General features: G+C 64.8%; 16 protein-coding genes. 2 read left to right on the top strand and 14 right to left on the bottom strand.

The window, feature by feature from the left end:
• Positions 1–326 precede the first annotated feature (326 nt).
• From AB4136_RS18430 to AB4136_RS18470, 9 genes are all read right to left on the bottom strand, one after another.
• Positions 327–737 (bottom strand): hypothetical protein, encoded by a 411-nt coding sequence (locus AB4136_RS18430; RefSeq protein ID WP_024923424.1) that lies wholly within the window; start codon positions 735–737, stop codon positions 327–329.
• A gap of 15 nt (positions 738–752) precedes the next feature.
• On the bottom strand, positions 753–2,426 hold the full coding sequence (gene recN, locus AB4136_RS18435) for a DNA repair protein RecN (RefSeq protein ID WP_024923425.1): 1,674 nt from the start codon (positions 2,424–2,426) through the stop codon (positions 753–755).
• Between the two features lie 70 nt (positions 2,427–2,496).
• Positions 2,497–3,369: an outer membrane protein assembly factor BamD gene (locus AB4136_RS18440; RefSeq protein ID WP_137900821.1), complete on the bottom strand. Its 873-nt coding sequence runs from the start codon at positions 3,367–3,369 to the stop codon at positions 2,497–2,499.
• Positions 3,370–3,568: 199 nt separating this feature from the next.
• Positions 3,569–4,513, bottom strand: coding sequence for a UDP-3-O-acyl-N-acetylglucosamine deacetylase (gene lpxC, locus AB4136_RS18445; RefSeq protein ID WP_024923427.1), 945 nt, complete (start codon positions 4,511–4,513; stop codon positions 3,569–3,571).
• 272 nt (positions 4,514–4,785) lie between these two features.
• Positions 4,786–6,465, bottom strand: coding sequence for a cell division protein FtsZ (ftsZ, locus tag AB4136_RS18450; RefSeq protein WP_024923428.1), 1,680 nt, complete (start codon positions 6,463–6,465; stop codon positions 4,786–4,788).
• 72 nt (positions 6,466–6,537) lie between these two features.
• The gene (gene ftsA, locus AB4136_RS18455; RefSeq protein WP_024923429.1) at positions 6,538–7,845 is read right to left on the bottom strand and encodes a cell division protein FtsA; all 1,308 of its coding nucleotides are present in this window, start codon (positions 7,843–7,845) and stop codon (positions 6,538–6,540) included.
• Positions 7,842–8,783, bottom strand: coding sequence for a cell division protein FtsQ/DivIB (locus AB4136_RS18460; RefSeq protein ID WP_137900822.1), 942 nt, complete (start codon positions 8,781–8,783; stop codon positions 7,842–7,844). The genes ftsA and AB4136_RS18460 overlap by 4 nt, the downstream gene beginning before the upstream one ends.
• Positions 8,771–9,697 (bottom strand): D-alanine--D-alanine ligase, encoded by a 927-nt coding sequence (locus AB4136_RS18465; RefSeq protein ID WP_137900823.1) that lies wholly within the window; start codon positions 9,695–9,697, stop codon positions 8,771–8,773. Before AB4136_RS18465 ends, AB4136_RS18460 begins: the two co-directional genes overlap by 13 nt.
• 281 nt (positions 9,698–9,978) lie before the next feature.
• Positions 9,979–10,584, bottom strand: coding sequence for a TetR/AcrR family transcriptional regulator (locus tag AB4136_RS18470; protein WP_441931546.1), 606 nt, complete (start codon positions 10,582–10,584; stop codon positions 9,979–9,981).
• 104 nt (positions 10,585–10,688) lie between these two features.
• On the opposite strand from AB4136_RS18470, the gene AB4136_RS18475 reads away from it, so the two are divergent.
• Positions 10,689–12,137 (top strand): MFS transporter, encoded by a 1,449-nt coding sequence (locus tag AB4136_RS18475; protein WP_244431119.1) that lies wholly within the window; start codon positions 10,689–10,691, stop codon positions 12,135–12,137.
• Between the two features lie 38 nt (positions 12,138–12,175).
• On the opposite strand, the gene AB4136_RS18480 is transcribed toward AB4136_RS18475, so the two are convergent.
• Positions 12,176–12,991: an amino acid ABC transporter permease gene (locus AB4136_RS18480; protein WP_024923434.1), complete on the bottom strand. Its 816-nt coding sequence runs from the start codon at positions 12,989–12,991 to the stop codon at positions 12,176–12,178.
• Positions 12,992–13,002: 11 nt separating this feature from the next.
• Complete coding sequence (locus AB4136_RS18485) at positions 13,003–13,845, bottom strand: transporter substrate-binding domain-containing protein (RefSeq protein WP_024923435.1); 843 nt, start codon at positions 13,843–13,845, stop codon at positions 13,003–13,005.
• Between the two features lie 379 nt (positions 13,846–14,224).
• On the opposite strand from AB4136_RS18485, the gene AB4136_RS18490 reads away from it, so the two are divergent.
• Entirely contained in the window at positions 14,225–15,034 is an 810-nt protein-coding gene (locus tag AB4136_RS18490) for a hypothetical protein (RefSeq protein ID WP_024923436.1), read from the top strand.
• A 31-nt stretch (positions 15,035–15,065) separates the two neighbouring features.
• Here AB4136_RS18490 and murB read toward each other — a convergent pair whose 3' ends face one another.
• Genes murB through murG form a run of 3 tightly spaced genes read right to left on the bottom strand, consistent with a single transcriptional unit; the run spans position 15,066 to position 18,558 of the window.
• Entirely contained in the window at positions 15,066–16,031 is a 966-nt protein-coding gene (gene murB, locus AB4136_RS18495) for a UDP-N-acetylmuramate dehydrogenase (RefSeq protein ID WP_024923437.1), read from the bottom strand.
• Positions 16,028–17,434 (bottom strand): UDP-N-acetylmuramate--L-alanine ligase, encoded by a 1,407-nt coding sequence (murC, locus tag AB4136_RS18500; RefSeq protein ID WP_024923438.1) that lies wholly within the window; start codon positions 17,432–17,434, stop codon positions 16,028–16,030. Before murC ends, murB begins: the two co-directional genes overlap by 4 nt.
• Positions 17,431–18,558, bottom strand: coding sequence for an undecaprenyldiphospho-muramoylpentapeptide beta-N-acetylglucosaminyltransferase (gene murG / locus AB4136_RS18505; RefSeq protein WP_024923439.1), 1,128 nt, complete (start codon positions 18,556–18,558; stop codon positions 17,431–17,433). Before murG ends, murC begins: the two co-directional genes overlap by 4 nt.
• Positions 18,559–18,570 lie beyond the last annotated feature (12 nt).

Raw genomic sequence — 18,570 nt, forward strand, 5'->3', positions numbered from 1 at the left:
CCGCCATTCGCGGCAGCCGGGTTTTTCCAGGGCCCGGACTTAGGGCTCGTCACCAGACAGCGCCACCGTTAGCGCTGCCAGTCCGGCACCGGCGCCCTCCCTGATACCCGGTGCGCACCAGGTTCCCGTGAGGGCGATGGGCCGATTGTCGTGCAAGCCCCGAACGTGTGGGCAAATCCGGGCGTGATTTTCGTGCGGTTTGCGGCAAGGGATTGAAGGGACGGGGTTCTTTCTTTGGACTTGCGCGCACCGCCGCGTTTTCTATCCACATCTTGCGCCGCCGCGTGCGGCACCGTCGCCGCGAAGGACGGAAAAGACAGGCCGCCTCAGAAAAATCCGTCCAGGAATGCCGCCGTCTCGTCGGAGATGCCGACGATCTTGTTGGTGGCCTGGCGGTAGAATTTGAAATTGAGCTCGCTCTCCGGCCGGCCGTCGTCCCAATCCTTGAAGCGCTTCAGCTCACCGCGCCCCAGCGGCCGCCTGGCAAAGGCGGTGCAGGTCACCGCGATGCTCACCCGTGGCGTCTGCCGCTCGACGTCGGCCTTGCGCGCGACCGCCTCGGCGGCGGTGACCACGCCCCGCGCAATCAGCCCCTGCCCGCCCTCGTTCTCGCTGGCGAACACAAACAGCGTATCGCCCGGCGCGATGCGCTTGCCGCCATACATGGTCTTTTGCGCCGTAAAGGTCAGCGTCTTGGCCCGGGGGTCACTCACTTCCGCCTTGATCGCGAACGCCATGGTCCCTCCGCTCATCTAGGACGAAGCCAGATTTTCCCTGAGCAGCCGTTCCGCCGCGGCGCGGGCCTCGTCGGTGATGGTGGCGCCGGCCAGCATGCGCGCGATTTCTTCCTGGCGCGCGGGACGATCCATCTCGGCAATGCCGGTGGCGACACGCTCGCTGCCGCCCGATTTCGAAATCAGGAAATGCGTCGCCGCGCGCGCCGCCACCTGCGGCGCATGGGTGACCGACAGAACCTGCACGCGCTTGGACAGCCTGGCCAGCCGCTGGCCGATGGCATCGGCCACCGCGCCGCCGACACCGGTGTCGATCTCGTCGAACACCAGGGTGGGCGCCGAGCCGCGATCGGCCAGCGCCACCTTCAGCGCCAACAGGAAACGCGACAGCTCGCCGCCGGAGGCAACCTTCATCATCGGCCCCGGCCGTGTTCCCGGATTGGTGCGCACCCAGAATTCGACCTGGTCGATGCCTTCCTCCAGACGGTTGTCCGCCTCGGTGGAAATCTCGACAAGGAAGTCGGCGCGTTCGAGCTTGAGCGCCGGCAGCTCGGCCATCACCGTCTTGGCGAGCGATGTCGCCGCCGCATGGCGCAGGCCAGACAGTTGCGCCGCCGAAAGGTCATAGGCCTCGCGCGAAACCGCCGCCTGCTTTTCCAGGCCGTGCAGCTTTTCCTCGCCGGCGTCGAGATCGGCAAGATCGGCCGACATCGTGTCACGCAATTGGGCGAGATTGTCGACGGTGACATTGTGCTTGCGCGCGGCGGCGCGCAGCGAAAACAGCCGCTCCTCGGCCTTCTCCAGCCGCTGCGGATCGTATTCGGTGGCACGCAAAGCCGCTTCGACGCCCGATTGCGCGGCATCGAGCGAGATCAATGCCTCGTCCAGCGATTTCACCACGTCTTCGAGCAGGCCGGGTGCCTCGCCGGCCTTGCGCTGCAGGCGCCTCAGCAGGCTGGCCAGTTGCGGCAGCGGCGAGGACTGGCCCGACAGCACGTCCTGCGCGTCGTGGATCTCGGCGGCGATCTTTTCGGCCCGCATCATCGTGGTGCGCAGGTCCGCCAGTTCGGTTTCCTCGCCCGGCTGCGGATCGAGTTTGGAAAGCTCGGCGACGGCGGCGCGCAGATAGTCGGCCTCGCGGGCGGCAGCCTCCACCTTGGCGCGGTGGCGCGCCAGATCCTGCTCGCAGGCGCGCCAGTATCGCCAGGCTTCGCTGGTGGCGCGCACGATGCCGAGATGACCGGCGAAGGCGTCGAGCAAATCGCGGTGGGCGCCGGGATCGACAAGTGCGCGATCGTCGTGCTGGCCGTGGATTTCGACCAGCGCACGGCCGATGTCGCGCATCAGCGTGACGGAGGATTGCTGATCGTTGACAAAGACGCGCGTGCGCCCGTCGCTCGTCTGCAGGCGGCGCAGGATGATGTCGCCGTCGTCCTCGATGGCGTTCTCGGCCAGGATTTCGCGCGCCGGATGGTTGCGCGGCACGTCGAACACCGCCGTCACCTGCCCCTGGGCGGCACCGTGGCGCACCAGCGAGGCATCGCCGCGCGCGCCGAGCGCCAGCGACAGCGCATCGAGAAGGATGGATTTGCCGGCGCCCGTTTCGCCGGTCAAAACGGAAAGCCCCGGCGCGAAATCGATGTCGAGCCGTTCGATCAGGACGATATCGCGAATCGATAGCCTGGAGAGCATCGGCGCTCTATAGCATCAACGATGGTTGATGCGCGCCCTCATCAGGCGCGCAATCTTGACAGCAGGACGATCAGGCGCCGCCGGTGATCAGCTTGCCGGCCTTGGAAATCCACGAGCCGGCATTCTCGCGCGGCTGCAGGCCCTTGCTCTGCAGCAGCTTGTAGGAATCCTTGTACCACTGGCTGTCTGGATAGTTCTGGCCAAGCACGGCGGCCGCCGTCTGCGCCTCGTCGATGAGACCCAGCGCATAATAGGCCTCGGTCAGGCGGGCCAAAGCCTCTTCGATGTGGCGGGTGTTGGAATAATTCTCGATCACCGTGCGGAAGCGCTTGATGGCGGCCAGATATTCCTTGCGCTCCAGATAATAGCGGCCGACCTGCATTTCCTTGCCGGCGAGCTGATCGTTGGCGACGCGGATCTTAGCCTTGGCGTCCTCGGCATATTCCGAATTCGGCCAGCGGGTCACCAGTTCCTGCATGGTCTGGATCGTCAGCTTGGCTTCCTTCTGGTCGCGGGTGACGTCCTCGATCTGCTTGAAGTAGCTGAGACCGATGATGTACTGCGCGTAGGCGGCATCGTCGGTCGAGGGATAAAGCGTCAGGTAGCGCTTGGCCGAGCTGATGGCGTCATCGTAATTGGCCTGGCGGTAATTGGTGAAGGCGCCCATCACCATCGATTTGCGCGCCCATTCCGAATAGGGATGCTGACGGTCGACGGCGGCGAACTTCTTTGCCGCCTCATCGAGGCGGCCGGCGTTCAGATTGGCGAGAGCCTGGTTGTAGAGCACATCGCCCGGCTCGGTGTTGTCGACATAGGTCGACAGATCGATGTCCTTTTCGGAGGACATGCAGCCCGAAAGCAGGAGCGGCGCGGCAAGCATCGAAAGTGCCAAAAGGGTCGCCGTTGCCGGCGCTTTCAGATGGTCGGCCTGTTTGAAAAACATGATCGAAATTCGCCCTCTCGGCGTCATTGCCTTCGTCGGCGAGCAGCCATAAACCAAAACCGCCGCGCGCGGCAACGCTATCGCCCTGCAATCGTGCAATTTTGTGGCGCAATCCGCCGTGAATTGGCACGCACTAATTTGCCGACCCGGTGATGCGTCCGCGCAACAGGCGCCGTACGCTGCCGGAAGCCGGTGGCGTTCAGATCGTCCAGGGAGCGTAGACCGGCGCGCTGATGGCGTTCATTTCGCCGGTGCGGCCACGCCGCGTCGTTTCCACCACCTCGAAGGCACTGCGGTCCGACAACAGCCGGCGCAGCGCCGCAGCGTTCAGCCGGTGGCCGCCGCGATAGGAGCGGAAGCAGCCGATGAAACGCGCGCCAGCCAGCGCCAGGTCGCCCATGGCGTCCAGCGTCTTGTGACGCGCGAATTCGTTGGGATAGCGCAAGCCGCCGACATTGATGATGTGGTGGTCGTGGCCGATCACCAGCGAATTGTCGAGCGAGGAGCCGAGCGCGTAGCCGGCCGCCCATAGCCGCTCCACATCCTTCATGAAACCGAAGGTGCGGGCGCGCGCGATCTCGCGGCGGAAAGTGTCGGCGGTCAGATCAGTGGCGAAGTTCTGGCGGCCGATGGCCGGGCTCTCGAAATCGATCTCGACCTCGAAGCGCGTGCCCGAATAGGGCCGGAACTCGGCCCAGGAGGCGCCATTCTCGATGCGGACGGTCTTGAGGATGCGGATGAAGCGACGCTTTACCGCCAGCACCTCGATACCCGCCTGGTCGAAGGCTTCCACGAACTGGATCGACGATCCGTCAAGAATGGGAACCTCGCGGCCGTCGATCTCGATGACCAGATTGTCGATGCCGAGCCCAAGCACGGCGGCCATCAGATGTTCGACGGTGGCGATGTGCTGGCCGGCGGGATCGCCGAGCATCGTGCACAGGTCAGTGGCGCCGACTTCGGAGGCGAGCGCACGGAATTCGCGCGCCGGCTGGTCACCGTCGGTCAGCTGGAAAACGATGCCGGTGTCGGCGTCGGCGGGAAGAAAGTGGACGGTGACCGTGGTGCCGCTATGGACGCCGATACCGGTCAATGTCGCGCGCGCTTTCAGGGTTGTCTGGTAGTCCTGCAAACTGATCCCCATGTGCCCTTTTTGGCGCGGCCTGTCGGCTTCTCTGGTAGCGCCTTTGATCATTCGGTTGGCGGGGCACATCCCCAAAAATACCCGCCACCGTTCAGTGCCAGCGGAAGATAGTGGTCCGTCAGGCAGGTTCCAAATCACGCTTTCTTACCCGATGTAACGCCAACGGGAGCAAGAAAGCTCATCATAACTATTTGTTTTTCAAAAGCTATTCAAGCAAACAGGCAGGCGGTTGCCCGCCTGCCTGTTAACAACGGTTACAATCCGTCAGAAGATCAGTTGGCCTGGCGGCGCAGGAAGGCCGGGATCTCCAGCTGATCGTCTTCGTGAGTCGCGCGCTGCTGCGGCGCAAAGCGGCCCTGGTCGTCGGCCTGGCCACGACGCGGAGCATAGAGCTGCGCATCCTGGTTGTTCAGCCGGCGCACTTCCGGAGCGGCCTGGCGCAGCTTGGGCTCGCGCGGCTGCGCGGGCTGCAGGCGGGCAGGCTCTTCCTCGCGGCGGGTCAGGCCGTTGGTCAGGCGCTTCAGGAGACCCATCGGACCGCGGTCCTCCTGGTCCACCGGGTGCTGCTTGGCCTCGACTTCGGCCCTCACCACCGGCGGAAAGTCTTCGACGCGCGGCATGCGCGCCTGGACGGGAGCCGGCTGAGGAGCTTCACGCACCGGCTGCGGAGCGGGCTGCGGCGCAACCTGCTGCATCACCGGGTGCGGCTGAGGCTGGGCCGGCGGCGCCTGGAACAGCTTGCTCTGCGGGCGGAACTCGTCCTGCGGGGCAGCAGCAGCCATACGCGGCTGCTGGGCGAGCGCGGCGGCATTGGCCTCGGCCTGCTGGATGGCTTCCGCAACCGGGTCGACGCCGCGCGGTTCCTGCAAGGCCGACTGCGGCACCGGAGCGCTGCGGATTTCAGCAACCGCCGCGGCTGCCGGACGGGCCGGAGCCTTGGGCTGCGCGGCGCGGATCGAGATCGGCGTAGCGGCAATCTGCTCGGCCGACTTGTCGATGCCGGTCGCCACGACCGAGACGCGGATGACGCCTTCGAGTTCCTCGTCGAAGGTAGCGCCGAGGATGATGTTGGCGTCCTGGTCGACTTCCTCGCGGATACGGGTCGCGGCTTCATCGACTTCGAACAGGGTCAGGTCGCGGCCGCCGGTGATCGAGATCAGCAGGCCCTTGGCGCCCTTCATCGAGGTCTCGTCGAGCAGCGGGTTGGCGATTGCCGCTTCGGCGGCGGCCATTGCACGGCCCTCGCCCGAAGCTTCGCCGGTGCCCATCATGGCCTTGCCCATCTCGCGCATCACCGAACGCACGTCGGCGAAGTCGAGGTTGATCAGGCCTTCCTTGACCATCAGGTCGGTGATGCAGGCGACACCCGAATAGAGCACCTGGTCGGCCATCGCGAAGGCGTCGGCGAAGGTGGTCTTGTCATTAGCGAGCCGGAACAGGTTCTGGTTCGGGATGACGATGAGGGTGTCGACGCACTTCTGCAGTTCCTCGATGCCGAGGTCTGCCGTCTTCATGCGGCGCTGGCCTTCGAAGTGGAACGGCTTGGTGACGACGCCGACGGTGAGGATGCCCTTTTCGCGGGCAGCGCGCGCTACCACGGGAGCCGCGCCGGTGCCGGTGCCGCCGCCCATGCCGGCGGTGACGAAGCACATATGCGTGTTGGACAGATAGTCGGTGATCTCGTCGATGCACTCTTCGGCTGCGGCACGACCGACTTCGGGCTGGGAGCCAGCGCCGAGACCTTCGGTGACGTGGGCGCCGAGCTGGATCAGGCGCTCGGACTTCGACATTGTGAGCGCCTGCGCATCAGTGTTGGCCACGACGAACTCGACCCCGCGAAGGCCCGCCGTGATCATGTTGTTGACCGCGTTGCCGCCGCCACCGCCGACACCGAACACGGTGATGCGGGGCTTAAGCTCGGTGATGTCCGGCTTTTTCAGATTGATCGTCATAGTCCTCGTCCTTTTGCCTTTACCGCCGCTTCGCCGTCGCGGCCGCCTTTGGGGCTGTCCCCGTCAACTCAACTAAAAACTGTCTCTCAACCACTGACCCATCCGATGCAGTCTCCCGCCCGTTCCCGTCATCTTGAAACGCGAGACCCCAAACGTAGACCGGCTCTCGAAAGAGGCGACCTGCGGATAAATCATCAGCCCGACCGCGGTCGAGAATGCTGGACCCTTCGCCGCTTCCGGCAGGCCGGCGACACCGAGCGGACGCCCGACGCGCACATTGCGGCCCAGCACGCGGCGGGCCGCTTCCGGCATGCCGGCAAGCTGGCTGGCACCGCCGGTCAACACGACCCGCTTGCCCACCACATTGCCGTAACCGGACTTGTTCAGCCGCTCGCGCAGCAGCTCCAGCGTTTCCTCGATACGGGCGCGAATGATTCGTGTCATCACCGAACGCGGAATTTGCTGCGGCGCTTCGCCCTCCTCGCCGATCGGCTGGATGGTGACGAGGTCGCGGTCGTCGGCGCTGCCCGGAAGTGCCGAGCCATGCATGACTTTCAGGCGTTCGGCCGCTTCCAGCGACGTCGACAGGCCCTTGGCGAGATCCAGCGTAACGTGGTTGCCGCCGACAGGGATGGAGTCGCCGTAGACGAACTTGCCTTCCGAGAAGACGGAAATCGTCGTGGTGCCGCCGCCCATGTCGATGCAGGCCGCACCCATTTCGAGCTCGTCGTCGACCAGCGCCGCAAGGCCCGCGGCATAAGGCGTGGCAATCATGCGCTCGACCGACAGATGCGAGCGGTTGATGGCCAGTTCGAGATTGCGCAGCGGTGCCGAGTCGCCGGTCATGACATGCATGTCCACGCCGAGTGTGTCGCCGATCATGCCGCGCGGGTCGCGCACGCCGCGCTCGCCGTCGAGCGAGAAGCCGACCGGCAGCGCATGCATGACCTCGCGCTCCGATTTCAGCGCCTGCTTGGCGCCGGCGGCGAGCACGCGCTTGATGTCGTTCTCGTCGACCTCATGGCCGCCGAGATTGATGGTGGCGTTGAAGGTTTCGCTCTTGAGGCGGCCGGCCGTCATGTTGACGATCAGCGAATCCACGGTGAGGCCGGCCATGCGCTCGGCGGCGTCGACCGACAGGCGGATGGCGTGTTCGGCGCGATCGAGATCGATCACCACGCCCGACTTCACGCCATGCGACTTCTGATGCCCGATGCCGATGACCTGGATGCGATGCGAGCGACCACGCAGGAGGTTGCCATCCTCGCGCGGCTTGAGCTTGGCCACCACGCAGCAGACCTTGCTCGAACCGACGTCGAGCACCGTGAGGATGCCGGACCGGCGCGAGGCTGCGTCATTGTTGCCGCCGAGCCAACTCATATCTGCTGCCCCGCCTTGCGCTTGGCCATCTTGGATTGTTCCTTCAGCGCCGCCTCGCGGGCGGTGACCGCCTCGGGCGTCAGCTGCACCGTCAGCCGGTCGGGAAGGCGCATGTCAACCGCGGCGATATCGCGCGACAGAATCCCCTTCTCGCGATCCATGCGCGCCAGATCGGCAAGCGCCTGGTCGATCCCGTCTTCAGGCAATTTGATGGTGATGCCGTTGTCGAGCTTCAGATCCCAGCGCCGCTCGGCGACGCGGATATAGCCGCGCACGCGCTTGGCGAGATCGGCGAAACCCGCGACCTTGGCCATCAGGTCCGGCGCATGTTCCGGCGCGCCGACGCCGACCAGAAGCGGCAGCCTGGACTGGTCGCCGCCGATGTAAGGAGCGATCACGCGGCCGTCGCGTTCGATGATCGAAAGATCGGAACCGCGCTGCCAGATGGCGAAGGCCTGACGTTCCTCGATGCGGACTTCCAGCAGGTGCGGGTAGATCTTGCGAACAGCCACGCCCTCGACCCAGGGCAGCGAGGCGATGCGCTCGCGCGCGCCCTCGGCGCTAAAGCCGACCAGCGAGGTCCAGCCGTTGAGGTCCAGCTTGTCGAGAATGTCGATTTCCGAGGTTTCGCGATTGCCGACCACCTTGATCTGATCGACGGCGAAGCCGGTGCGAGCGGTCACGTCCTGCACGAAACCGTCGAGATGACCGCCGAGATAGGCGCCATAGGTCAGGCTGGAAGCCATCAGCACCGCCGTCATCGCGGTGGCGGTGAAGGGCGGCGCGGTAAAGTCGCCGCGACCCATGCGGCCCAGCGTGCGCATGGGCTTGCGCAGCATCTTCGGCAGCACGAAACGGTCGAACCACGAGGACGCACCGAGGCCGGCGCGCGGCATCGCACCCCGCCTTCCGCTCTGTCCCCAGTTCAACGCCGACACGACGCGTCCTCCACCATCCAACTCAACAACTCGCCAAACGAATGCCCCGCATGCGCGGCGATTTCCGGCACCAGAGACGTAGGCGTCATGCCGGGCTGGGTGTTAACCTCCAGCCAGACAACCTCGCCGTTCTCGGAATAACGGTCATCGTAACGGAAGTCCGACCGGGAGACGCCCCGGCAGCCGATCGCTTGGTGAGCCTTGAGGGCCAGTGTCTGTATTTTTTGGTAAATATTTAGTGAAATTTTAGCGGGCACCTCGTGTTTTGAGCCGCCCGGAACGTATTTTGAATCATAATCGTAGAAGGAATGACCGGTCGGGATGATTTCACAGACCCCGAGCGCCACATCGCCCATCACCGCGCAGGTCAGCTCGCGCCCGTGGACGTAGCGCTCGACCATGACCTCCTCGCCATAATTCCACTCCGGAGAGGAAATCAGCTGCGGCGGATGGGTCTGCCCTTCCTTGACGATGACGACGCCGAAGCTCGACCCCTCATTGACCGGCTTCACCACGTAAGGCGGCTTCATCGGGTGTTCGTTCTTGATCGAGAAGCGGCTGGTGACCTTGGATTCCGCAACCGGAATGCCCGCCGCCTTCGCAACTCGCTTCGCCTGCTCCTTGTTCATGGCAAGAGCCGAGGCAAGCACGCCGGAATGCGTATAGGGAATGTCGAGATATTCGAGCACGCCCTGGATCGTGCCATCCTCGCCGAACGGACCATGCAGCGCATTGAAGACAACATCGGGCTTCAACTCCGCGAGAACCGCCGAAACATCGCGACCGACATCGACGCGAGTAATGCGATACCCCTCCGCCTCCAGCGCATCCGCACATGCCTTGCCGGACGACAGAGACACGGGCCGCTCGGACGAAAAACCTCCCAGCAAGACGGCCACATGTTTGTTCTTCATACCCCGTCATCCCTCTAGCGGCGGGTCTTCAATTTCAGTTTCCTAGCCATGAATCGCCCACGTCCGGAGAATGACTTCCCCAGATGGAACGCGGCCCCACGCGTCGAACGACTCAAATCAGGAAACGCTGTAGCCCCAAAGAATCAGAGAGTTGATTCACTGACAAGCCCTTATGATTCCGAGCGATTCACTTTCTCGAAAAAAGTCGCTCGAAAGCCGGCGTTTGAGTCTTTCCTGCAACGGATGCGGCGGCAATCGCCGCCCCTTTCGAGATAGCGAACTTAGCTGGCGCGTGGCTTGAGAAAGCCAGCGACGACCTGCTGCACCAGTTCGCAAAGCGCGGCAAGGCGCTCACTGGAAACGCCATCGCGGGCCTGCACCGAAAGACCGTGCATGACCGAGGTCAGATAGTCGGCGAGACGCCCGACATCGGCATCCTCGACCAGCTCGCCATCGCGCACCGCGCGCGCCAGCCGGCCGGCGACGGCCGCGGTCTGCTGGCGCCTGCGTTCGGCCAGCCATTCCTGCACGCGGCTGTTTTCAGCTGCGCAATTGGTCGCCGCCGTCACCACCATGCAGCCCCACGGCTTGCCGGGCCTCGTATAGGTTTCGACCGCCTCGCGCAGCATCCTCGCAACCGCAAGCCGCGCCGTCGGCTCCTGCGCCAGCGCACGGTCGACGAAGCCGCCTTCCTTCACCTCATAGAGACCGATGGCCTCGCGGAACAGGTCTTCCTTGGAACCGAAGGCGGCGTAGATACGGGCCGAGGCGATGCCGAGTTCGGAGACGAGATCGGCCATCGACGTGCCTTCATAGCCGCGCGTCCAGAAGGCGTCGCGCGCCTTCGCCAGGGCCTCGTCACGATCGAATTCCCGGGGCCGCGCCATCCGCATCTCCATTCTTGATCAATCAACAAATAATTCACTTGACAGCGCGATGCAAGCTCAAGTTATTTGTTGATCGACAAAGAATGACACAGGAGATTGTCACCGTGAGTGCATCGAACGAGGCCGTATCCCACGGCGCCATGGCTTCGGCCGGACGAACCAGGGCACAGCGGGGTGCGACGCTTGCCTTGCTGGCTTTTGCGCAGCTGATCATCGCGCTTGATCTCAACATCGTCTTCGTGGCCTTGCCGGAGATCGGCGCCGGGCTCGGTTTTTCCAGCCAGACGCTGCAATGGGTGGTCAGCGTCTATACGGTCTTCACCGGCGGCTTCCTGTTGTTCGGCGGGCGCGCCGCCGACCTGATAGGCCAGCGCCGCATGTTCATCTTCGCGCTGTGGCTTTACGCGCTGTCGTCGCTGGTCGGCGGCATGGCCTGGTCGCCCGAAATCATCATCGCGGCACGCGCCGTGCAGGGCATCGGCGGCGCTTTCCTGTTTCCGGCGACGCTCTCGCTGGTCAACCGGCTGTTCGCGGAAGGACCGGAACGCAACCGCGCGCTTGCGGTCTGGGGTGGGGCCGGCGCCAGCGGCCTGACCATCGGCTCTCTCGCCGGCGGCTTCCTGACCGGCATGTTCGGCTGGCCGTCCGTTTTCTATGTCAACGTGCTTCTGGCCGGCATCGCCATCGTTGCCGCGTTCCTCGTCATCCCGCGCGACCCGAAACGCCACGAGCACCGCAGCTTCGATCTTGCCGGCGCGGTGACGGTGACCGCCGGCGCGACCCTGCTGGTCTTCGCTCTCGTCCAGGGCCCGGAATATGGCTGGCTGTCGCCCTCGATCCTGTGGAGCGCGTCGCTCGCGGTGCTGTTTCTCGTCGCCTTCGCCATCATCGAGGCGAAAAGTTCCGACCCGTTGATGCCGCTGCGCCTGTTCGGCAACCGCAGCCTTGTCACCGGGATGACGATCACCTTCCTCTACATGGCGACGTTCGGCACCCTGCCCTACTTCCTCACCGTGCTGTTCCAGAACGTGCAGGGCTTTTCCGCCCTGGAGACCGGCGTCGCCTTTCTCGTGCCGTCGATCGCGATTGCCGCCGGCACGCAGCTTGGGGCACGCCTGTCGACCCGTTTCTCCAACCGCTCAAGCCTGATCGGCGGCATGGCGATCGGCGCCATCGGCACGGCGCTGATGGTGCCGGCGACAACGCCGGACAGCACTTACCTCGCGCTGGCACCAGGCCTCATCGTTTCGGGCATCGGCCAGGGCATCGTCTGGACGGCGATGTGGATCGCCGCCGCATCCGGCGTGCACCACGACCAGCAGGGCGTTGCCTCCGGCATGGCCTCCACCACGCTCAATGTCGGCAACGCCATCGGTCTCGCCGTGCTGATCGCGGTCGCCAACCAGCATGTCGGCGGGCTGACCGGGGATGCGCTGCGCCATGCGGTCACCGCAGGCATGCAGACGGCCTTCTGGATCGCGACGGCAGGCGTCGTGCTCAGCATCCTGGTCGCGCTGGTGTCCCAGTCGAAGACACCGGGCGACGGCGCCTGACCCGGCCTGCCGCGGCATGGCCCGGCGCTGCCGGGCCACTAGCGGGCGCGATAGCCCTTACCGTAATGGCTCTCCAGCCGCGACTGTACGAGCTCGAGCATGATCGACATGAACCAGTAGATCGCCGCCGCCGTGGTCAGCATCTCGATGTAGCGATAGCTGGAGCGGCCGTAGGATTGCGCCACGAACATCAGCTCGGTCACGCCCATCACCGAGATCAGCGAGGAATCCTTCAACATGGAGATGAATTGCGAGCCGGTCGGCGGGATGGCGACGCGGATCGCCTGCGGCATCACCACTTTCAGCATCAATTGCCAAGGGTGCAGGCCGAGCGCCAAGCCGGCCTCCCGCTGGCCAGCCGGCACCGACAACAGGCCGGCACGGAAGATTTCGCTGAGATAGGCGCCATAGTTGAGCGACAGCGCGATGATGCCGGACGGGATGGCCGCCGGCACCGGCCCGATCTGCGGAATGCCGAGATAGATCAGGAAGATCTGCACCAGCAGCGGCGTGCCGCGGAAGAAGGAGGTGTAGAAGGTGGAAATGCCGTAGGCGACGGCGCTTTTCGACAGGCGGCCGAGCGCCGACAGCAACCCCAGTACCACCGAGGCGATGATGGAGAAAAAGCAGACATAGAGCGTCAGCACGGCGCCCTGGATGAAACCGGCGCGGCTGAGCGTGAAGCCAGCCAGCGCCGGGAACTTGTCGACGATAAAGGGCAGATCGAGCCCGAAGGACAGGAAGAAGGCGACGAACAGCGTAAGCAACACCAGCCAGACGACGGCGACGCGAACGCGGAACGCCTTGTCCGCCGCGCTGATGCGCGCCTTGCCGGTTGATTGTTCCGCCGCCACGCCCTGACCGTCTACTGCTTGGCCGAAATGTCGCGGCCAACCCACTTTTCGGAAATCTTCTTCAGCGTGCCGTCGTCATACATGGACTTGAAGATTTCCTTGATCTTGGCTTCCCATTCCGGGTCGCCCTTGTCGGAGGCCACCATGATCGTCTCGTGATAAAGGTCCTCGCCGACGATCTTGAGCTTGCCTTCCGACTTCTTGACGCGGTCGGAAACCGTCATGTAGCCGGCGATCACGGCGTCGAGCCGCTTGCCGTCGCCAAGACCGAGGTCCTGGAAGGCAAAATCCTCGGTGTCGTAGGGCTGGGCCGTCAGGTCGCCAAAGGGGAAGTTCGGCTTCGAAGGCGCCTTGCCCGGCACCTCGTCGACCAGTTCCTTCTGCAAATACTTCTCATAGGGCGTGCCGGCCTGGACGCCGACTTTCTTGCCGGTCAGGTCCTTGGCGCTCGTGATCGAGGTGTTGGCGGCATTGACGGCGATCACCGCCGGCGCGCCGTAATATTCGGTGACGAAGTCCAGAACCTTGGCGCGCTCGGCGGTCGGCGACATCGAGCAGATGCAGATGTCCCAGCGGCCCTTCCAGTTGCCGGCGGTGATGATTTCCCAGGACGGCGTCTCGACCTTCAGTTCGACGCCCAGCCGCTTGGCGAATTCGCGCGCGATGTCGACGTCGAAGCCGACCACCTCGCCCTTGTCGTCGATGAAGGAGAACGGCGGATAGGCCTGGTCGGTCACTTCCACCAGCACCTTGTTCTTCATGACGCGATCCAGCGTCTCGCCCGCATGGGCCGACGAGATCATGCCGGCCAACAGGCCGCCCAACACCAGTTTCGCTGCGTTCTTCGATATCATTGACGCCTCCCTAAAAACGGCCGTTTCACGGCACCTAAAGACCGCCACGTCAAAGCACTATCGCGCTTCGACGGCACTGGTCCAGCCTGTTTGATTGTTCCCCGGCGTGCTGGTCCAGTCTCGATTTATGTATAGACATAAATTGTCTTGATCCGGACGGCAAGCATGTTCTGTCGCTGTCAGTTTAGATGATCGCAAATTCTTCGAAGGGTGAGGAAGTAGAATAAAAGCCGCCGCAATTTCAAACAAAATGACCTGATTCCCACGACCGCTCCTGCAACCGAAACAACTCAAAATACAACCTGAGATACACGGCAATTGATTGAAATAGTGCATGGACGGAGTAGCTTGAATCAGCTGTTCACCACGGAGGGGAACCATGGCCAGGCCAGCACAAGATTGGATCGCATCCGCCGTCGCCATCACGCCTGGCTTCGAGACATCGGGAGATCCTTACCGCGCCGCTGTCGGCGATTTCGACGGCATGGGAATTTCCTGCGGCGCGCTGCAATGGAATATCGGCAAGGGCTCGCTGCAGCCTATGGTCATCGCTGTTGGGCAGGCCGAGGTTTGGGCGCTGATGCCCACCTTTGGACAGGAGTTGTGGGCGGCCTGCGGCACCTCGGTTTCGAGGGGGCTGGCCATCGTTCGCAGCTGGCAGAGCGGCACGACGCTGAGGGCCAGGCCGAAAGCCGAGTTGCAGGCGCTGATGGGCAGCCCGGCTATGCGCGAGCAGCAACGCATCCGGATAGAAGCGGTGGCGCAAAGGGCATTCGACCGCGCCGCCGCCTGGGCAAGCGAGGCCGGGCGGCCGGCGCCCTCGAAGCGGCTTTTCTGCTGGTTCTTCGACATCGTCACCCAGAATGGCGGGCTTGAAGGCCTGACGCCCGGACGGGTTTCCGATTTCATCCGGTTGAACAGTCCCGACCGCGTCGACGATTTGATCTGCGATTTCCTGGCGACGCGCGCCGGCCCCAGCGGCCACATAACCGACGCCAAGAAGAACGGCGCCGCCTGGCGCGACACCGCCGACGCCGAGAAACTGGAAATCCTGTGCATGAGCTATCTGCGCTCGGGAACGGCAGCGCCCAGATGGCGGCACGTCGTCCTCAACCGCAAGGGCACGATCGCCATGGGCAAGGGCTGGGTCAATTCCGCCAGATGGGATTTTTCGGCCCACGGCCTGTGACGGCGCCAAGCGCGACGCGAGGGGGCAGCGGCTAGAGCAGCTGCCCCTGGAATTCCTGCACCTCGTGCCCGGCGCGGAACTTGCCGATGCGCTTGATTTCCCAGTGCAGGCGGATGCCGGAATGTTCCAGCACGCGCTCGCGCACCGTCTCGCCGAGATTTTCGAGGTCATAGCCGGTCGCGGTGCCGGTGTTGATCATGAAGTTGCAGTGCATGGGCGACATCTGGGCGCCGCCCACCATCAGCCCGCGACAGCCGGCCTTGTCGATTTCCTTCCAGGCGGAAGTGCCTTCCGGGTTCTTGAAGGTCGAGCCGCCGGTCTTCTCGCGGATCGGCTGCACCGTCTCGCGATGGTGCTGCACGGCTTCCATCGCCGCCTTGATGACGTCCTTGTCTTCCGCGAAGCCTTCGAACAGCGCCGAGGTGAAGATGAGATCGGCCGGCGCCGCCGAATGCCGGTAGGCATAACCCATGTCGGCGTTGGTCAGCACATGCAGCTCGCCCTTGCGGTCAAGCGCCCGCACTTCCACGACCCGCTCGCGCGTCTCGACGCCATTGGCGCCGGCATTCATGCGCAGCGCCCCGCCGATCGCGCCCGGAATGCCGTGGTAGAAATGGAAGCCGCCGATACCGGCCTCGAGCGCCGCCGCCGCCACCCGCTTGTCGGGCGTCGCGGCCCCTGCCCTGATCTGGGTCGACCCGACCACCTCAGCCTCGCCAAAACCCTTGGCGGAAAGCCGGATGACGAAGCCGGAAATGCCGCCGTCGCGCACCAGAAGGTTCGAGCCGACGCCGACGATGGTCAGCGGCACGTCCTCCGGCACCGCCTTCAGGAAAGCGGCAAGGTCTTCCTCGTCGGCCGGCTGGAACAGCGCGTCGGCCAGGCCGCCGGCGCGGAACCAGGTGATCTTGTCCATCTCGGCATTGGGCGTGATGCGGCCGCGCAGGCCGGCCAGCCTGTCGCCGAGCTTTTCCAGCAGCGCATCGCCGCGTGTCATGATCCTGCCCCGGCAAGTTCCTTCGGCAGCGCATAGGCCCATTGCGTGATGTTGCCGGCGCCGAGGAAGACGACGAAGTCGCCGGCTTTCGCCAGACCGCGCACGATCGGCGCGATATCGGCAGGCCCTTCGATGTAGCGCGCGTCGCGATGGCCGCCGGAGCGGATCCGCGAGACCAGCGCGTCGGAGGTCGCCCCTTCGATCGGATCCTCGCCGGCGGTGTAGACCGGCGCCACCATCACCGTGTCGGCATCGTTGAAGCAGGACGAGAATTCGTCGAACAGATCGTGCAGGCGGCTGAAGCGATGCGGCTGGGCAATGGCGATGACGCGGCCCTTGGTGGCGTCGCGCGCGGCCTTCAGCACCGCCTTGATCTCGACCGGATGGTGGCCGTAATCGTCGAACACCTCGACCCCGTTCCACGAACCGGTGTGGGTGAAGCGGCGCTTGACGCCGCCAAAGGCGGACAGGCCCTTCTTGATCGCCTCGGCGGAAATCCCGAGCTCATTGGCGACGGCGATCGCCGCTGTCGCGTTGGAGACGTTGTGGCGGCCGGGCATCGGCAGGCTGAGATCGGAAATCACCGTCTCGCCGCCGCGCTTGCGGTTGCGGATGACGACGTCGAAGCGCGAGGTGGCGCCCTCCATGCGATGGTTGGCGAAGCGCACGTCGGCCTGCGTATTCTCGCCATAGGTGATGACGCGGCGGTCCTCGATGCGGGCGACCAGCGCCTGCACTTCCGGATGGTCGGTGCACATGACGCCAAAACCGTAGAACGGCACGTTCTCGACGAACTGGCGGAAGGCTTCGCGCACTTTGTCGAACGAGCCGTAGTGGTCGAGATGCTCGGGATCGATGTTGGTGACGACGGCGACATCGGCCGGCAGCTTCAGGAAGGTGCCGTCGCTCTCGTCGGCCTCGACCACCATCCATTCGCCGTCGCCCATGCGCGCATTGGTGCCATAAGCGTTGATGATGCCGCCATTGATGACGGTCGGGTCGAGCCCGCCGGCTTCGAGCAGCGTCGCCACCATCGACGTCGTCGTGGTCTTGCCATGGGTGCCGCCGATGGCGACCGCGTTGCGGAAGCGCATCAGCTCGGCCAGCATTTCGGCGCGGCGCACGACGGGCAGGTTCTTCTCGCGCGCTGCCGCGAGTTCGGGGTTGGCCTTCTTGATGGCGGTCGAGACCACCACCACCTCGGCCTCGCCGAGATTTTCGGCGCGGTGCCCGACGAAGCACTCGATGCCCTTGTCGCGCAGGCGCTGCACATTGGCGCTTTCGGCCTGGTCGGAACCCTGCACCTTGTAGCCGAGATTGTGCAGAACCTCGGCAATGCCGCTCATGCCGATGCCGCCGATGCCGATGAAATGCACGAGCCCGATCGTCTGCGGCATCTTCATGCGCTTCTATCCTTCCTGAATTCTTCCACGGTTCTGCGCGAGGCAATAGCCTCTGTCAGGTCGGCGAGCAACCGCGCCGCGTGTGGGCGTCCGACCGACTTCGCCGCAGCCGCCATGCCGGCCAGCCGCTCCGGTTCCTCCATCGCCACACCAAGCAGCCCGGCGACCACCTCCGGCGTCAGCGTCGATTGCGGGTGCACCTCACCGCCGCCGGCCGCCGCCAGCGCGGCGGCATTCGCCGCCTGGTCATGGTCGAGCGCGTGCGGATAAGGCACCAGCAGCGCCGGCCGGCCGATCACGGCGATCTCCGAAACGGTCGAGGCGCCGGAGCGCGAAATCACCAGATGGGCGGCGGCGATGCGCTGCGCCATATCGGTGAAGAAGGGCGAGACCTGCGCTTCGATGCCGAGCCTCGCATAGGCGTCCTTGACCCTGCCGACATCGTCGGCGCGCGCCTGCTGGACGACGGAAAACCGCCGCCGCTGGTTTTCGGACAGCAGCGCGATTGCCGCGGGGATGGCATCTGAGAAGAACTGGGCGCCCTGGCTGCCGCCGAACACCAGAAGGCGGAAGGGATCCTCGCCGGCCGACGCGACATAGGGCGTCTTGGCGGCTTCGAGCACGGGCGGCCGCACCGGGTTGCCGGTGGTGACGGTCTTGGCGCCGGCGATGCTGGCGTCCTCGGGCAGGAAGCCACCGGCGATGGCGTCGACCCTGGCCGACAGCGCCCGGTTGGCGCGGCCCATCACAGCGTTCTGCTCATGGATGACGGTCGGCACCTTGCGCCGCGTCGCCGCGAACACCGGCGGCAGCGTCGGATAGCCGCCGAAACCGACAACCACTTCGGGCTTGATGCGGCCGATGACGCTGGAAGCCTGCCTGACGCCCTGCCAGATGCGCCACATCGCGCCAGCCAGCGCGAACGGGTTCTTCGAACCCATGGTGGCGGCGCGGATCGTGTGCACGGCCGTTGCCGGAAAATGCGCGGCGAAGCGCGAAGCGCGGTCGTCGGTGGCCAGATGCACCGCCCAGCCGCGTCCGATCAGCTCATGCGCCAGCGCCTCTGCGGGAAACAGGTGTCCGCCGGTGCCGCCGGCCGCGAGTAGAATAACCCCCTTTGCCATATGTGCGCCGAT

This window comes from Mesorhizobium sp. 2RAF21 (assembly GCF_052115345.1).
Taxonomy (GTDB): Bacteria; Pseudomonadota; Alphaproteobacteria; order Rhizobiales; family Rhizobiaceae; genus Mesorhizobium; species Mesorhizobium terrae.

Bases quoted from the DNA above. Each gene is read 5' to 3' on its own strand.
- AB4136_RS18430 (WP_024923424.1), bottom strand. From the start codon at position 737: ATGGCGTTCGCGATCAAGGCGGAAGTGAGTGACCCCCGGGCCAAGACG.
- recN (WP_024923425.1), bottom strand. From the start codon at position 2,426: ATGCTCTCCAGGCTATCGATTCGCGATATCGTCCTGATCGAACGGCTC.
- AB4136_RS18440 (WP_137900821.1), bottom strand. From the start codon at position 3,369: ATGTTTTTCAAACAGGCCGACCATCTGAAAGCGCCGGCAACGGCGACC.
- lpxC (WP_024923427.1), bottom strand. From the start codon at position 4,513: ATGGGGATCAGTTTGCAGGACTACCAGACAACCCTGAAAGCGCGCGCG.
- ftsZ (WP_024923428.1), bottom strand. From the start codon at position 6,465: ATGACGATCAATCTGAAAAAGCCGGACATCACCGAGCTTAAGCCCCGC.
- ftsA (WP_024923429.1), bottom strand. From the start codon at position 7,845: ATGAGTTGGCTCGGCGGCAACAATGACGCAGCCTCGCGCCGGTCCGGC.
- AB4136_RS18465 (WP_137900823.1), bottom strand. From the start codon at position 9,697: ATGAAGAACAAACATGTGGCCGTCTTGCTGGGAGGTTTTTCGTCCGAG.
- AB4136_RS18470 (WP_441931546.1), bottom strand. From the start codon at position 10,584: ATGGCGCGGCCCCGGGAATTCGATCGTGACGAGGCCCTGGCGAAGGCG.
- AB4136_RS18485 (WP_024923435.1), bottom strand. From the start codon at position 13,845: ATGATATCGAAGAACGCAGCGAAACTGGTGTTGGGCGGCCTGTTGGCC.
- AB4136_RS18490 (WP_024923436.1), top strand. From the start codon at position 14,225: ATGGCCAGGCCAGCACAAGATTGGATCGCATCCGCCGTCGCCATCACG.
- murB (WP_024923437.1), bottom strand. From the start codon at position 16,031: ATGACACGCGGCGATGCGCTGCTGGAAAAGCTCGGCGACAGGCTGGCC.
- murC (WP_024923438.1), bottom strand. From the start codon at position 17,434: ATGAAGATGCCGCAGACGATCGGGCTCGTGCATTTCATCGGCATCGGC.
- murG (WP_024923439.1), bottom strand. From the start codon at position 18,558: ATGGCAAAGGGGGTTATTCTACTCGCGGCCGGCGGCACCGGCGGACAC.